Consider the following 13,927-nt stretch of genomic DNA (forward strand, 5'->3'; position numbering starts at 1 on the left):
CCTGGGACGACTATCCCGGCAGATGAATTTTCGAATAGGAATCACGATCGATATCCAGCACTTCGACACAGAGTTGAATATCCAGCCCCGGTGTGGCGGCAATGGTTTCCTTGAGCACCTCCAGCAAGCTGGCCGACAACTGCCGCTTCACCTCGGCGGAGCGGCCACTGAGGATGGCCAGCTTGATGTGGGCAAAGGCCCGCTCGGCCGGAGCCACCCCCACACGGAAAGCCCCCTGGGCCACAGCGCGGCTCTTGATGTCGAGCTCATCGGCGAACTGCCCGCTGCCCACCAGGGCATGGTTCAGGCGCAGCAGCAGGCGGTCGACGTCCAGCCCGGTCAGGTTGTCGCTGTATTCCACATGAAGGTGAGGCATCGCAAAGAACCTTGAGATCAGAATTGTTGCGACAGACTACCGCACCCCCGGAACCCGGCAAAGACGACTATTCTCTAAGTTCATGACTTCCACCCCAAACCCCGGAGAGGTGAAGAAATGCCGGTCAAGCACGATTTGCTCGCAGACCTGAACATGACCAGGGAGGCGTTCGACGCCAAGAAAAAAACCGATACGCGGCTCAGCGAGCTGCACGACAAGTACAACGCCATCGACGTCGAGGTGGTCAAGGCGGAAAGCAGCAGCGCCACCGATGACCAGATCACCCAGCTGCGCAAGAAACGTCTGCTGATCAAGGACGAAATCGTCGCCCATCTGAAATAACCACCGCCGAACACCTGACAAGCGGGCTTAGCCGCGATTGCGATCTACCAGCCATATCGCATCGCGAAGCAAGCCCGCTTATATTTCAATCGGTACCTGTCAGTTGCCCAGCGTTCGATTTGTGTACGTGACCGGAACACCTTCCCCGTCAGGCTGCACACCCAGGCTGTTCAACACCCCACCAACATCCGCTCCGGCTTATTCCGCCACCATCTCTTCAATTTCCTTCCAGAGTTTATCCGTCGAGGGCTCGTAGTTGAACACGACGGTGAATGAAGGTCCCTCTGCGCCGCCATTGCCACACATCAGATTCGTGTACCGTTGATCCACTGCATCGCAAAAGGCTTCACCCTGATCGGTGTCTGCACCTCGCATGGCCAGGCCGAAGATCAGCATTCTCAGTACCTCAGGACTGCTCATTGCCTGGCCCGGGTATTGTTGGGCAGAGGTAATCAATGCGCCAACGTCAATGATGGCCTTGATCGAATCAGGCAATGAAAGCGTTGCTTGCGTTGAATCCATCAATTCCTTGACAGCAGCTTCAAAACCCACTGGCTTGTATTGCCCCGTGAACACCCAGAAAGTTGCATTAGCCAGTGAATCGAGAGATTTGCATTCGCACACATCGAGCGCAAGCTCCACATAGTTTTTGAAAAGATCAGGATCGTACGTTGCCAAGGCAAGCTGCAGCTCATAAGGGGGTAGAAACTTCAGGTCAGGCAAACCGCTCCGGACGGCTTGAAAGGTTTCCAGTGTCAGGTTCAGTGGAGCGGGATCAGGTTGGTTTGATGCGTCACTTTGCCAGTGAGTGGAAGCAGGATGGGTAGATACGGGAAACATGCGGACTCTCCAGGAGGATTCCCGACCAGATGATCGACACACGTCACGCACATTGCTTTCACATTCCGCTCATACCAGAGCCAGCCCCGCGATTGCCATCGAGGGGCAAGCTCGCTTCTGCAGTTATCCGTTATGACCGCGTCCACACCACCGGAAACCAGTCCTCGCGCATCCGCTCCCCGGTTTTCAAATCAATCCCCGGAAACGGTGGCGAGGTTCGTCCCGGCCGCTGTACATAACGCACATCGTCGCCCATGAACCGGGTCGAGAACGCCCGGCGGCGATTGCCCCCCGTATTGCCGGCCGCACCATGCACGGTACGGAAATCGAAGACCACCGCATCGCCCGGCTCCAGTTCCGGGGAGAGGATCTGGTATTCGCCGTTTTCCACGTCCGGCATGTCCATGAACAGGCTCTCCCCGGTGCCGGCATCCTGGGCACCGTAGAAATCCTTGTTGCTGGCCCAGCTTTTCGGCCGTACCGGCTTGGGCCAGCGGTGTGAGCCCAGCACCACACTCAGGGTGTTGTGGCGGGTGACCGGGTCCAGCGGGATCCAGTAACTGGCGGTTTGCAGGCCGTCCACGCAGTAGTACGGCAGGTCCTGGTGCCAGGGTGTCGGCTTGGACGTGCCCGGTTCCTTGACCAGGATGTGCTCATGGAACACCTGCACCTCCCGGGACTGCATCAGCTCGCCGGCGATGGCCGCCGCCGGGGAGTTCAGCACGAAGTCCTTGAAGGTCGGAATCCGCTGCCAGTTGCAGTAGTCCTCGAAGAAGCGCCCACCTTCGCCGCTACCGACGTTTTCGATGGCAAAGGCGCTGGGCGCCGCCAGGTTCTGCTCGAAACCTTCTCGCAAAGGCTCGATCCAGTCGCGGAACACGCCACGCAACACGATCGCACCATCACGCTGGAACTGTTCGATATCGGCATTCATCGGGGGCCACCTCTCTTGTTGTAATGGCCGAAAGTATTGGATCGCTGTTCGCCGCCGGTAAACGACACTTTGCCTATTCGCCACTATCAGCATTCTGTATAACCCGGCGTATTGTCAGCCCCGCCCGTTGGCCGGTTAATAGCCCTGCCTGTCTCCTTCGGCACCCTGCCACTCAAAACAAGAACAATGAGGAGTTACCTGGGATGAACGACAACAACAGCGCCTTGCGGCGAGGTCTGAGTACCCGACACATCCGTTTCATGGCCCTTGGCTCGGCGATCGGCACCGGGCTGTTCTATGGCTCGGCTTCGGCCATCAAACTGGCCGGCCCTTCCGTGTTGCTGGCCTACCTGATTGGCGGCGCGGCCATCTACATGATGATGCGCGCCCTGGGCGAAATGGCCGTGCGCAACCCGGTGTCCGGCTCCTTCGGCCAGTACGCCAGCCAGTACCTGGGGCGTTTCCCGGGTTTTCTGACCGGCTGGAGCTATGCGTTTTCCATGCTGGTGGTGTGCCTGGCCGACGTCACCGCCTTCGGCGTCTACATGAGTTTCTGGTTCCCCGACACGCCGCGCTGGATCTGGGTACTGGGCATCGTGTTCTTCATCGGCGCCCTGAACCTGTGCAGCGTCAAGGTATTCGGCGAGCTGGAGTTCTGGCTGTCACTGCTCAAGGTCACTGCGATCGTCTCTATGATCCTCGCCGGTGGTGCGGTGCTGATGTTCGGCATCCAGCTGGGCGGCACGGCGGAACAGGTGGCGACAGTCAGCAACCTGTGGAGCCACGGCGGCTTCTTCCCCAATGGCGTGAGCGGCATGATCGCCTCCTTTACCGTGGTGATGTTCGCCTTCGGCGGGGTCGAGATGATCGGCATCACCGCCGGCGAAGCCCGGGACCCGCAGCGGGTCATTCCCAAGGCGATCAACTCGGTGCCGCTGCGCATCCTGCTGTTCTACGTGTTCACCCTGTTCGTGCTGATGTCGATCTACCCCTGGTCGAAGATCGGCAGCGAAGGCAGCCCGTTCGTGCAGATCTTCAGTGGCCTGGGCATCGACTCGGCCGCCACCCTGCTCAACATCGTGGTGATTTCGGCGGCGATCTCGGCGATCAACAGCGATATCTTCAGCGCCGGGCGGATGATGTACGGCATGGCCCAGAACGGCCAGGCGCCCTCGGGCTTCTCGAAGCTGTCGCGCTTCGGGGTACCGTGGATGACCGTGGTGGTGATGGCCGTGGCGCTGCTGTTCGGCGTCCTGCTCAACTACCTGGCGCCGGAGAACCTGTTCCTGATCCTGGCTGCGGTGGTGACCTTCTCGATCGTCTGGGTGTGGCTGATGATCCTGCTGTCGCAAATGGTCATGCGTCGCGGCATGAGCGCCAGCGAAGTCAACGCCCTGCACTTCCCCGTGCCCTTCTGGCCTGTCGGCCCGGCTTTGGCAGCGCTGTTCATGCTGTTCATCTTCGGCGTGCTGGCCTGGTTCCCGGATACCCGCATGGCGCTTTATGTGGGCATCGGCTGGCTGGCCCTGCTGTCGCTGGGCTACTGGCTGTGCGTGGCACGCAAGGGCAAGGCCCTGGTGGCCGTGGCCGACCCGGCCAGCTGACTCAGGCCGGAAACTGCTGGCTTGCCCAGTCCAGGAAAGCCTGCGCTGCCGCCGAGGGGCGCATGGCACTGGACTGGGCCAATACCACGGGTTGCGGGCTGACGCATTCGAGCAGCGGCCGGCAGGCCAGTGGTTTGCCGTCGTAGCTGCAATCACTCACCGGCCGCGTGCACGACAGCGCCACGCCGTAGCCATGGGCAACCAGCCCGCGCTGCATCTCGAAAGTCTGGGTCAGCTGCAAGGCAGCCGGTTGCAGGTCATGGGCCCAGAACAGCGAAAGGAAGTACTCCCGGGTCCTGGCGATGTCTTCGAGGATCAGGCATTCGGCCGCCAGGTCCACCAGGGAGACCTTGTCCTGCAGGGCCAGAGGGTGATCGGCAGGCAACAGCGCATAGGGCGTCAACTGCGCCAGCACGTGTTTCTCGATGGGTGAATCCAGGCCGACATCGTAGGTCAGCGCCAGCTCTGCCTTGCCATCGCCGAGCCGGCGGTTGACCTCGGCCAGGTCAGCTTCGAACAGGGTGATGGTGACCTCGGGATAACGCTGGCGAAAGCCGCTCAACAGTCGCGGCGCATAGTACGGTCCCAGGTCCTGGAAACAGATCAGGCTCAGGGCACCGCGCACCTCGGTCTGCTCCTCGCCGCGGCCACTGATCGCGGTGGCCAGGTTGAGCATCTGCCGCGCCTGCTCCAGCAGCTTGCGCCCTGCCGGGGTCAACTCCAGGCCACGACTGACCTGGCGGTGAAAGAGCTTTTCGCCCAGGGTCGCCTCCAGCTGCGACAAGGCCAGGGATACCGACGGCTGGGAAATATGCTTGGCCCGCGCCGCGGCACTGACGCTGCCCTGCTCGGCGGCGGCGACGAAATACTCCAGCTGGCGCAAGGTGAATCCGATCATCGCACGGCCCCGACAGGTGATTGGACAATCGGGCCATTATGGCCGGTTGTGCCTGGCAGTCCAGCGCGACCCATCGCGGCGCAAGGCCGCTCCTACACAGCCCCTGTAGGAGCGGCCTTGCGCCGCGATGGGCTATAACAATCTACTACCGCTCCTGCACCGGCTGCAGCGGCTGTTCGGAGCCCTCGGCCCCACCCCAGATCTCTGCATCGATCTTGCCAGCCAACTCCGGATAATCCCTGGCATTGAACTCCGGCGTACCCACCGCGCGCTGGGCAAAGTAGTCACGGGTCAGCTTGATCACCACACCCGACAGCAAGCAGATCGCAATCAGGTTGATGGTCGCCATCAGGCCCATCGCCGCATCGGCTGCATCGAACACCGTGGCCACACTTTCATAGGCGCCCCACACCACCATCAGCAGCGCGGCGCTGCGCAGCACAGTCAGGCCCAGGCGGGTGTTCAGCTTCAGGTACACCATGGCGTTCTCGGCATAGGTGTAGTTGCCGATGATCGAGGTGAAGGCAAAGAAGAAGATCGCCACGGCAATGAAATACTGCCCGGCCGAACCGATGTGCACGTTCATGGCCGCCTGGGTCAGCGGCGTGCCGGTCATTTCTGGGCCAGGCACCACACCGGACAGCAGGATCATGATGGCGGTGGCGGTGCAGATCAGCAGCGTATCGATGAACACGCCCAGGGCCTGCACGAAACCTTGCGAGGACGGGTGGTGAGGGTTGGGCGTCGCCACGGCAGCGATGTTCGGTGCCGAACCCATGCCGGCCTCGTTGGAAAACAGGCCGCGCTTGACGCCATTGAGCATGGCCCCGGCCACACCGCCCACCGCCGACTCCAGGCCGAAGGCGCTCTTGACGATGGTCATCAGTACCCCGGGCACCTCACCCAGGTTGGTCACGATCACATAGACCGCCACCAGCAAGTAGGCACCGGCCATGAAGGGCACGATCAATTCGGCGATACGGGCGATTTTCTTGATGCCGCCAAAGATCACCAACCCGGCCAGCACCGCCACCACCACACCGGTGGTCAGCTTGGGCACACCGAAGGCACCCTGGGTGGCATCGGCAATGGAGTTGGCCTGCACCGCACCGAACACCAGGCCAAAGGCGATGATCAGGCAGACCGAGAAAATCGCCGCAGCCCAGGGAGCATTGAGGCCCCTGGCGATATAGAACGCCGGGCCACCACGGAACTCACCGTTGCTGTTGCGCACCTTGTACAACTGCGCCAGGGTGCTTTCCGCGTAGGCCGTGGCCATGCCGAGCGAGGCCACCACCCACATCCAGAACACCGCACCCGGCCCGCCGAGGGTGATGGCCACGGCCACACCCGCGAGGTTACCGGTACCGACCCGCGACGCGAGGCTGGTGCACAATGCCTGGAACGGCGTGATGCCGCTGGCATCCTTGGCCGGTGCGCGCAGCACCGAGCGGAAGAATTCAGGCAGATGACGGAACTGGATAAAGCCCAAGCGGACAGTGAAGTAGATACCTGCGGCCAGCAGGCCATAGATCAGGACATACCCCCAGAAGAAGGTATTGAGTGCGTTGATCACGGCTGTCATTGTCTGTTCCCAAATAAAGCGCAGGGCCGCTGAAGGACCTTGCTCAGTCTGTTAAGCAACCGGTGCAGAGGACGACTCGTGCCTTTTTCAATGCGAAAGGCCTGTAGCAAGGAGAGAACGCCTGCAGGTGCTGCAGGGCGCTTCGGCATCACCGGTTTCGTGATGAAGGATGTCGAGCCTCAGGGCTCCCATCGACCAGCATGCATTGGTAAATGCGCTGGCCGTTGCGTTGAGGGGCAATATGATAGCAGATCTCGCCGACAGCTTCCCGAACCGCTGCGCTATGGCGAAGTGAGGGTGATCAGGTAGTTACCGGCAGTCACCGGATTTCCCGCCTTGTCGACCAGCGCATACTGCTGATTGTAATAGCGGCCCGAAGTGCGGTCGGCCACCAGCCGGACCTTCACGGGTGCGTTATCCAGGGCACTGACCGAGGCCTGTGGCGCTATCCGGCGTACATCGATGTCTGCCCCCCGCGCCAGCGTCGGGCAATCGTCCATTCCCCAACCACCGGCTTGCGACGACAGTGTGCAGGACGACTCGACGATACTGCCGGAAAATCTGATCACCCCCTGGGCCATGGGTGTCGCGCCCTGGCACAGGGCACTAAGACTGAACAACGCGACCGTACTGAATACCGATAATTTCCCGCTCATCTTGATACTCCACAAGCGAACGTACCTGTCTTGAGTGTTGACAAGCTCGGCGGGTTTTTCAGGATGATTTGGCTCTCGATTCGCACGATGCCAACTGCGTCGCAGATTGAAGATTTTTTCAGCGCGCGGGCCAAAACCTGCTAGCGATACTGGAGCTTGAAAACAAAAAGCCCCCGAACCTTGCGGTTCAGGGGCTTTTCGATATATGGCGGAGAGATAGGGATTTGAACCCTAGGTACCCGCGAAGGTACAACGGATTTCGAATCCGTCCCGTTCGGCCACTCCGGCATCTCTCCAGTGGCGCGCATGATACCAGCAGTTTCTAGAAAGGCAAAGCCTATTTTGAAAAAAATTCGCGTGGTATCAGGCGCTTGCGTGAACTTGCCAGTTACAGCGGCACGCCCAGGCGCTTGGCGACTTCTTCGTAGGCTTCGATCACGTCGCCCAGCCCCTGGCGGAAGCGGTCCTTGTCCATCTTCTTGCGGGTCTCTTTGTCCCACAGGCGGCAGCCGTCCGGGCTGAACTCGTCACCCAGGACGATCTCGCCGTGGAATACGCCGAACTCCAGCTTGAAGTCGACCAGCAGCAGGCCGGCGTCGTCGAACAGCTTGCTCAGCACTTCGTTGACCTTGAGCGACAGGGCTTTCATCTTCGCCAGTTGCTCGGCGGTGCCCCAGCCGAAGGCGACGACGTGGGATTCGTTGATGAACGGATCGCCCTTCTCGTCGTTCTTGAGGAACAGTTCGAAGGTCGAAGGCTCCAGCTTGATGCCCTCTTCCACGCCCAGGCGCTTGACCAGGCTGCCGGCAGCATAGTTACGCACTACGCATTCGACCGGGATCATGTCGAGCTTCTTGACCAGGCACTCGTTGTCGCCCAGCAGTTTGTCGAACTGGGTCGGGATGCCGGCTTCTTCAAGCTTCTGCATGATGAAGGCGTTGAACTTGTTGTTCACCATGCCCTTGCGATCGAGTTGTTCGATACGCTTGCCGTCGAACGCCGAGGTGTCGTTGCGAAACAGCAGGATCAAGCGGTCAGCGTCGTCGGTCTTGTAAACCGACTTGGCTTTGCCGCGGTAGAGTTCTTCACGTTTTTCCATGATGGGCTCCGCTTGCTAAATAAGATGGGCTAGGCGATTTCGCGCCAGTCGAGCCCGCAATCCTGATTGGCTACCTGCAGCCAGTCCGGATCGCAGCCGAGGGTATCGACGAAGCTCTGCCGGGCCAGCTGTGGCTGGTTGTTCTTGCTGCTGAGATGGGCCAGCACCAGATGCTGCAGGTTCTGCCAGTCCAACTCCGACACCAGGCGCGCGGCCTGGTGGTTGTTCAAATGTCCGTAGTCGCCACCTACCCGCAACTTGAGAAACCGCGGGTACGGCCCCCGACCCAACAGGTCGAGGCAGTGATTGGCCTCGATCACCAGGGCATCCAGGCCCCGGTAGCTGTCCAGCAGGCCGGCATCGTAGGAGCCAAGGTCGGTCAATACACCCAGGCGCCGGCGGCCGTCACTGAAGACATACTGCAACGGCTCCAGCGCGTCGTGGCTTACACCCACCGCGCTGATGCCCAGTCCGTTGATCTGCAGGGTTTCGCCTGCGGCCAGGAATCCCGCCGCCTCGACCGGCTTGCGCATGCCGCGCAAGGTGCCACGGCTAAGGTAGACCGGTACATTGTAGCGCCGCGACAGCAAACCGACGCCATGCACATGGTCGGCATGTTCGTGGGTCACCAGCACCGCGCTCAGTTGATCGGCCGACACCCCGAGCAACGCCAGGCGCCGCTCGGTTTCGCGCAGGGAAAAACCGCAGTCGACCAGGACGAGGGTATCGTCACTGGCGATCAGCGTGCCATTTCCCTGGCTGCCACTTCCCAGTACCGCGAAGCGCACTTAGCCCAGGTTGTCCTGAATCACGCTCAGCACGCGGCGGGCGACATCGGCCGGGGCCACGGTGTTGATGTTCTTCTCGACGGTGACCTGGACGCTGTCGCCGACCTTGCTCAGGCGTACCTGGTAACGCTCGGCGCGGGCCTCACGCTCTTCCTTGCTCGGCGCGCTGCCGAACAGGCGGCTGAAGAAGCCCGGCTCCTCGTCCTTGGCATCGGCCTTCTCAGCCAGGTTGATGTAGTACAGGCCCAGGCTGCGGTTGATGTCTTCGACACGCCAGTCGCCCTGCTCCAGGGCGCGGCCGACGCTGGACCAGGCGCGATCGAGGTCGGCGCCCAGGTTCAGTACCGGGTTGCCGCTGCCGTCTTCGCTCAGGCTGACACGGCTTGGCGCGTCGAAATCGCGGGCGGCGAGCAACGACACCGAACCGCCCTTCTCGGCGCTGCGGGTCATGCTGGCGAGCATTTCGTCGACCAGGATGGCGTCGACACCGACGTTGTCGGAACGCTCCGGGAACGCCTGGTTGGCAGTGCTGCCGGCCGGACGTTCGACGGTCACGATGTAGACTTCACTGGTGTTGCGCTGCACGCCCGGCTCGATGCGGATGCGTGCGCGTACTTCGTTGTCGCTGCTGCTCGAGGCGCTGGCCAGGCGGCGGGCCATGGAGGCGGAGAGCTCGTCGAAGCGCTGCCAGGTGGTGTTGAATTCACCCGTCTGCGGACGCTCTTCGGCGATGCGGAAGCCGTTGTCTTCGAAGAACTGCCGGGCCACCGGCCAGACTTCGGCCGGCGCGCGCTGGGCCAGGACCCAACGGGCGCTGCCGCTCTTCTGCAGGCTGAAGTCGCTGATGTCGGAACCGGCACTCAGGGGCTGCGGACGTGGTACTTCGAACTCGCCCTTGACGTTGTCGTCGGCGACGTTACGCGGGATCGGCAACAGCGGGTCGAGGCGCTTGGCGCTGCTCACGTCCGGCGGCAGTTGCATCGGCGCTTTCTGAGTAGCCTCGAGATAGTCACTGCCACGGTCACGGAAGTAACCCTCTTCGCCCCAGAGCCAGCCGCAACCGCTGGTGCTCGAGATGATCAAGGCAAGGGCAGAAAGACCAGCCAATCGCTTCATGCGGTGTACTTCCTCAATTAAACCAGCACGCCCGACTGGCGCAGGGCCTGACGGACTTTTTCATGACAGGATTCGCTCAGCCAGGTCAGTGGCAGGCGGATGCCTTTTTGCATCAGGCCCATTTCAACGAGTGCCCACTTCACCGGAATCGGGTTGGCCTCGCAGAACAGGTCCTTGTGCAGCGGCATGAGTTTTTCGTTGATCGCGCGGGCCTTCTCGGCATTGCCCTCAAGGGCGGCCTCGCACAGATCGGCCATTTCGCGCGGGGCGACGTTGGCGGTGACGGAGATGTTGCCCTTGCCGCCCATCAGGATCAGCTCGACCGCGGTCGGATCATCGCCGGAGAGTACGACGAAGTCCTTGCTCACGCCGTCGAGGATGGCCTTGGCACGCTGCAGGTCACCGGTGGCTTCCTTGATGCCGATGATGTTCGGCACGGTCGACAGGCGGATTACGGTCTCGGCCTGCATGTCGCAGGAGGTGCGGCCGGGAACGTTGTAGAGGATCTGCGGGATGTCGACGGATTCGGCGATGTGCTTGAAGTGCTGGTACAGGCCTTCCTGGGTCGGCTTGTTGTAGTACGGGACGACCAGCAGGCAGGCGTCGGCGCCGGCATTCTTGGCGTTCTTGGTCAGGTGCACGGCTTCGGCGGTGGAGTTAGCACCGGTGCCGGCGATCACGGGGATCGGGTTCTTGCTGTGCTTGACGCGCTCGACCACGTGCTTGATGACCAGGATGTGCTCTTCGACATCCAGGGTCGCGGACTCACCGGTGGTGCCGACTGCGACGATCGCATGGGTGCCGTTTTCCAGGTGGAAGTCTACAAGTTTGTCGAGGCTGTCCCAATCAAGACGCCCTTGTGCATCCATGGGTGTGACCAATGCCACCATACTGCCCGCAATCATGAAACTGCTCCTGCCGGAAAAAGAGAGCGGTAATGGTACTGGCGCCATCGGCCTTGCACAAGCGAAGCAGGCGGGCGGAGCATTCCCCTCGGCGGCCATTTTCGCTACCCTTCTCTCTTTGATCGGTACACAGCGGCCCGCCGGGCTGCCGACAACCTGCGCAGGCAGTGCCCAAAGCCTCGATCCTGAGCCCCGGGACCACGCCCACCCGCCGTTTCGACCCGTCAGGTACCGACCGCTCATCGCTTTAGGAATGCTGCATGTCCACCCCCACCGTTCGCGAACAATTCCTTGTCATCAGCGCCCTGGGCCCCAACCCCATGGAGCTGACCAACATCCTGTGCCGGGCCGGCAACGACAATCGCTGCTCGGTCGTGACCTCGCGCCTGACCCGTCATGGCGAATGCAGTGCCCTGGTGTTGCAGGTCGCCGGCAGCTGGGACGCCCTGGCACGTTTCGAGGCGGCCCTGCCGGGCCTGGCCAAGAAGCACGGTTTCACCGTGAATGTGGTGCGCAGCGCCGAGCTTGAAGTGCGCCCGCTGTCCCTGCCGTACGTGGCCTATGTCAGCGCCGCCTATCGCCCGGACATCATCAACGAGCTGTGCCAGTTCTTCATCGACCACCATGTCGAGCTCGAGAACCTGACCTGCGATACCTACCAGGCGCCACAGACCGGCGGCACCATGCTCAACGCCACCTTCACCGTGACCCTGCCGGCCGGCACCCAGATCAGCTGGCTGCGCGACCAGTTCCTGGACTTCGCCGATGCCCTGAACCTGGATGCGCTGATCGAACCCTGGCGCCCACAGAACCCAATGTAAGGAAACCCCCATGGCCGTTGAACTCGACCAACCCGTCGCCGATTTCCAGGCCCAGGCCACCAGCGGCCAGACTGTCAGCCTGGCGAGCCTGGCCGGCAAGCAGGTGGTGCTGTACTTCTACCCCAAGGACAGCACCCCGGGCTGCACCACCGAAGGCCAGGGCTTCCGCGACCAGTACGCGGCCTTCCAGGCGGCCGACACCGAGGTGTTCGGGGTGTCCCGTGACGGCATCAAGTCCCACGAGAACTTCAAGGCCAAGCAGGCGTTTCCCTTCGAGCTGATCAGCGACAAGGACGAGGCCCTGTGCCAGCTGTTCGACGTGATCAAGCTCAAGAAGCTCTACGGCAAGGAATACCTGGGCGTGGACCGCAGTACCTTCCTGATCGACAGGAACGGCGTGCTGCGCAAGGCATGGCGTGGCGTGAAGGTGCCAGGGCATGTGGATGCGGTACTGGCCGAGGCGCAGGCGCTGAACAAGGCCTGAAATCCATCGCGGGGCAAGCCCGCTCCCACAGGGTATCGGTGATCCCTGTGGGAGCCGGCTTGCCCCGCGATGCGTTCAGAGCAGCGGCGCCACCGCCGGCTCCCGCCGCGGCCAGGCATCGAGCACGGCCTTGAACAGGGTCGCCAGCGGGATGGCGAAGAAGATCCCCCAGAAGCCCCACAACCCGCCAAACAGCAACACCGCGCAAATGATCGCCACCGGGTGCAGGCTCACGGCCTCGGAGAACAGCAGCGGCACCAGCACGTTGCCGTCCAGGGCCTGGATGATCGCGTAGACCGCCATCAGGTAGATGAACTGATCGCCCCAGCCCCACTGGAACAGGGCAATCAGGGTGACCGGCACGGTCACCACCACCGCGCCGACATAAGGCACCACCACCGACAAGCCCACCAGCAGCGCCAGCAAGGCCGCGTAGTTGAGCCCCAGGGCGATGAAAGCGATGTAGGTCGCCACGCCGCAGATCAGGATCTCGATGCCCTTGCCGCGGATGTAGTTGGCGATCTGCCGGTTCATCTCCTCGGCCACCCGGGTCATCAGCGCCCGCTCGCGCGGCAGGTAGCCGCTGACCCAGCGGCCGATCAGTTCGCGGTCCTTGAGGAAGAAGAACACCAGGATCGGCACCAGCACCAGGTAGATCATGATGTTGACCAGCAGCGGCAGGCTCGACAGCGAAAACGTCAGGGCCCACTGGCCGAACTTGCCGATCTCCCCGCGCATGGCCTCGATGGCCCGCAGCACCTGCTCGTCGGAGACCAGGTGCGGGTAACGCTCGGGCAACAGCAGCAATAGCGACTGCCATTTGCCGAGCATGCCCGGCAGCTCGTTGAACAGGGTGATCAGCTGATGCCAGAGCAACGGCACCAGTACCAGCAGGAAGACACCCAAGGCGCCCATGAACAGGGTAAAGACCAGGCCGACGGCATAGCGGGTCGGCACCCGCAGGCGCTCCAAGGCGTTGACCAGCCCCTGCATGAGAAACGCCAGGACCATCCCCGCCAGCACCGGCGCCAGCATGCCGCCCAGGGTCAGGACGGCGGTGAATCCCAGAAACAGCAAGACCGCCAGCACCACTGCTTCTTCATCGGAGAAGTAGCGTTGCATCCAGTCGCGAAGCACCTTGAACATTGACGATCCTTAGAAAAAACTCAGGCCTTGCGCAGCCAGTAGGTGTACACACCGTCCTCGGCGGTTTCGCGCAGCAGGGTATGACCGGCCAACTTGGCAAAAGTGCGAAAATCGCGTTGCGATCCGGCATCGGTGGCCACCACCTTGAGCACCGCGCCACTGGCCAGGCGATTGAGCTCCATCTTCGCCTTGAGCAGCGGCAACGGGCAGTTCAGGCCACTGGCATCGAGTTCGGAATCAATGGTCAGGGTGTCGCTCATCAGGGGTCTCCAGGCAGGCGGGTTCGAACAAGTCTCGTAGAATACCGCCACTGGTCGCCGACGTGTGAGCCAG

The 13,927-nt window shown here is 61.9% G+C and carries 16 protein-coding genes and 1 tRNA gene; 4 read left to right on the top strand and 13 right to left on the bottom strand.

What is annotated here, in order from left to right:
• Window positions 1–10: 10 nt before the first annotated feature.
• Window positions 11–376, bottom strand: a complete 366-nt coding sequence (locus M2D63_RS09150) for a 5-carboxymethyl-2-hydroxymuconate Delta-isomerase (protein ID WP_285862550.1) — start codon at window positions 374–376, stop codon at window positions 11–13.
• Window positions 377–493: 117 nt separating this feature from the next.
• On the opposite strand from M2D63_RS09150, the gene M2D63_RS09155 reads away from it, so the two are divergent.
• Complete coding sequence (locus tag M2D63_RS09155; protein ID WP_285862551.1) at window positions 494–718, top strand: YdcH family protein; 225 nt, start codon at window positions 494–496, stop codon at window positions 716–718.
• 198 nt (window positions 719–916) lie between these two features.
• On the opposite strand, the gene M2D63_RS09160 is transcribed toward M2D63_RS09155, so the two are convergent.
• The gene (locus M2D63_RS09160; RefSeq protein WP_285862552.1) at window positions 917–1,558 is read right to left on the bottom strand and encodes a hypothetical protein; all 642 of its coding nucleotides are present in this window, start codon (window positions 1,556–1,558) and stop codon (window positions 917–919) included.
• A gap of 130 nt (window positions 1,559–1,688) precedes the next feature.
• The gene (locus M2D63_RS09165; RefSeq protein ID WP_285862554.1) at window positions 1,689–2,492 is read right to left on the bottom strand and encodes a phytanoyl-CoA dioxygenase family protein; all 804 of its coding nucleotides are present in this window, start codon (window positions 2,490–2,492) and stop codon (window positions 1,689–1,691) included.
• Between the two features lie 203 nt (window positions 2,493–2,695).
• Here M2D63_RS09165 and M2D63_RS09170 point away from each other — a divergent pair, with 203 nt between their 5' ends.
• Window positions 2,696–4,096, top strand: coding sequence for an amino acid permease (locus M2D63_RS09170; protein WP_285862555.1), 1,401 nt, complete (start codon window positions 2,696–2,698; stop codon window positions 4,094–4,096).
• A gap of 1 nt (window position 4,097) precedes the next feature.
• Here M2D63_RS09170 and M2D63_RS09175 read toward each other — a convergent pair whose 3' ends face one another.
• The 8 genes from M2D63_RS09175 to dapA all read right to left on the bottom strand — a co-directional run bounded on the left by M2D63_RS09175 (window position 4,098) and on the right by dapA (window position 11,143).
• The gene (locus M2D63_RS09175; protein WP_285862556.1) at window positions 4,098–4,994 is read right to left on the bottom strand and encodes a LysR substrate-binding domain-containing protein; all 897 of its coding nucleotides are present in this window, start codon (window positions 4,992–4,994) and stop codon (window positions 4,098–4,100) included.
• A gap of 145 nt (window positions 4,995–5,139) precedes the next feature.
• Window positions 5,140–6,579 carry a sodium:alanine symporter family protein gene (locus tag M2D63_RS09180; RefSeq protein WP_285862557.1) on the bottom strand — a complete coding sequence of 480 codons (1,440 nt, stop codon included), beginning with the start codon at window positions 6,577–6,579 and terminating at the stop codon, window positions 5,140–5,142.
• Window positions 6,580–6,860: 281 nt separating this feature from the next.
• A complete protein-coding gene (locus M2D63_RS09185; protein WP_285862558.1) occupies window positions 6,861–7,235 on the bottom strand; it encodes a type 1 fimbrial protein in 375 nt (124 codons plus the stop codon).
• A gap of 206 nt (window positions 7,236–7,441) precedes the next feature.
• Window positions 7,442–7,531: transfer RNA gene (locus tag M2D63_RS09190), tRNA-Ser, on the bottom strand.
• Window positions 7,532–7,623: 92 nt separating this feature from the next.
• Window positions 7,624–8,334 (bottom strand): phosphoribosylaminoimidazolesuccinocarboxamide synthase, encoded by a 711-nt coding sequence (gene purC / locus M2D63_RS09195; RefSeq protein ID WP_285862559.1) that lies wholly within the window; start codon window positions 8,332–8,334, stop codon window positions 7,624–7,626.
• A gap of 29 nt (window positions 8,335–8,363) precedes the next feature.
• Window positions 8,364–9,122: an MBL fold metallo-hydrolase gene (locus M2D63_RS09200; protein WP_285862560.1), complete on the bottom strand. Its 759-nt coding sequence runs from the start codon at window positions 9,120–9,122 to the stop codon at window positions 8,364–8,366.
• Complete coding sequence (bamC, locus tag M2D63_RS09205; protein WP_285862561.1) at window positions 9,123–10,238, bottom strand: outer membrane protein assembly factor BamC; 1,116 nt, start codon at window positions 10,236–10,238, stop codon at window positions 9,123–9,125.
• Window positions 10,239–10,255: 17 nt separating this feature from the next.
• Entirely contained in the window at window positions 10,256–11,143 is an 888-nt protein-coding gene (gene dapA, locus M2D63_RS09210; RefSeq protein WP_285862562.1) for a 4-hydroxy-tetrahydrodipicolinate synthase, read from the bottom strand.
• A 260-nt stretch (window positions 11,144–11,403) separates the two neighbouring features.
• On the opposite strand from dapA, the gene M2D63_RS09215 reads away from it, so the two are divergent.
• On the top strand, window positions 11,404–11,964 hold the full coding sequence (locus tag M2D63_RS09215) for a glycine cleavage system protein R (RefSeq protein WP_285862563.1): 561 nt from the start codon (window positions 11,404–11,406) through the stop codon (window positions 11,962–11,964).
• A 10-nt stretch (window positions 11,965–11,974) separates the two neighbouring features.
• A complete protein-coding gene (locus M2D63_RS09220; RefSeq protein ID WP_285862564.1) occupies window positions 11,975–12,448 on the top strand; it encodes a peroxiredoxin in 474 nt (157 codons plus the stop codon).
• A gap of 75 nt (window positions 12,449–12,523) precedes the next feature.
• Here the strand turns inward: M2D63_RS09220 and M2D63_RS09225 are convergent, their stop codons facing one another.
• On the bottom strand, window positions 12,524–13,594 hold the full coding sequence (locus M2D63_RS09225) for an AI-2E family transporter (protein ID WP_285862565.1): 1,071 nt from the start codon (window positions 13,592–13,594) through the stop codon (window positions 12,524–12,526).
• A gap of 20 nt (window positions 13,595–13,614) precedes the next feature.
• On the bottom strand, window positions 13,615–13,854 hold the full coding sequence (locus M2D63_RS09230) for a sulfurtransferase TusA family protein (protein ID WP_285862566.1): 240 nt from the start codon (window positions 13,852–13,854) through the stop codon (window positions 13,615–13,617).
• Between the last annotated feature and the right edge of the window lie 73 nt (window positions 13,855–13,927).

Origin of the sequence: Pseudomonas sp. BJa5 (assembly GCF_030272875.2) — a bacterium.
In the GTDB taxonomy this organism is placed as follows: domain Bacteria; phylum Pseudomonadota; class Gammaproteobacteria; order Pseudomonadales; family Pseudomonadaceae; genus Aquipseudomonas.

Coding starts and splice junctions, on each gene's coding strand:
- M2D63_RS09230 (WP_285862566.1), bottom strand. CDS start 13,854: ATGAGCGACACCCTGACCATTGATTCCGAACTCGATGCCAGTGGCCTG.
- M2D63_RS09225 (WP_285862565.1), bottom strand. CDS start 13,594: ATGTTCAAGGTGCTTCGCGACTGGATGCAACGCTACTTCTCCGATGAA.
- bamC (WP_285862561.1), bottom strand. CDS start 10,238: ATGAAGCGATTGGCTGGTCTTTCTGCCCTTGCCTTGATCATCTCGAGC.
- M2D63_RS09175 (WP_285862556.1), bottom strand. CDS start 4,994: ATGATCGGATTCACCTTGCGCCAGCTGGAGTATTTCGTCGCCGCCGCC.
- purC (WP_285862559.1), bottom strand. CDS start 8,334: ATGGAAAAACGTGAAGAACTCTACCGCGGCAAAGCCAAGTCGGTTTAC.
- M2D63_RS09185 (WP_285862558.1), bottom strand. CDS start 7,235: ATGAGCGGGAAATTATCGGTATTCAGTACGGTCGCGTTGTTCAGTCTT.
- M2D63_RS09170 (WP_285862555.1), top strand. CDS start 2,696: ATGAACGACAACAACAGCGCCTTGCGGCGAGGTCTGAGTACCCGACAC.
- dapA (WP_285862562.1), bottom strand. CDS start 11,143: ATGATTGCGGGCAGTATGGTGGCATTGGTCACACCCATGGATGCACAA.
- M2D63_RS09160 (WP_285862552.1), bottom strand. CDS start 1,558: ATGTTTCCCGTATCTACCCATCCTGCTTCCACTCACTGGCAAAGTGAC.
- M2D63_RS09180 (WP_285862557.1), bottom strand. CDS start 6,579: ATGACAGCCGTGATCAACGCACTCAATACCTTCTTCTGGGGGTATGTC.
- M2D63_RS09165 (WP_285862554.1), bottom strand. CDS start 2,492: ATGAATGCCGATATCGAACAGTTCCAGCGTGATGGTGCGATCGTGTTG.
- M2D63_RS09150 (WP_285862550.1), bottom strand. CDS start 376: ATGCCTCACCTTCATGTGGAATACAGCGACAACCTGACCGGGCTGGAC.
- M2D63_RS09220 (WP_285862564.1), top strand. CDS start 11,975: ATGGCCGTTGAACTCGACCAACCCGTCGCCGATTTCCAGGCCCAGGCC.
- M2D63_RS09155 (WP_285862551.1), top strand. CDS start 494: ATGCCGGTCAAGCACGATTTGCTCGCAGACCTGAACATGACCAGGGAG.
- M2D63_RS09215 (WP_285862563.1), top strand. CDS start 11,404: ATGTCCACCCCCACCGTTCGCGAACAATTCCTTGTCATCAGCGCCCTG.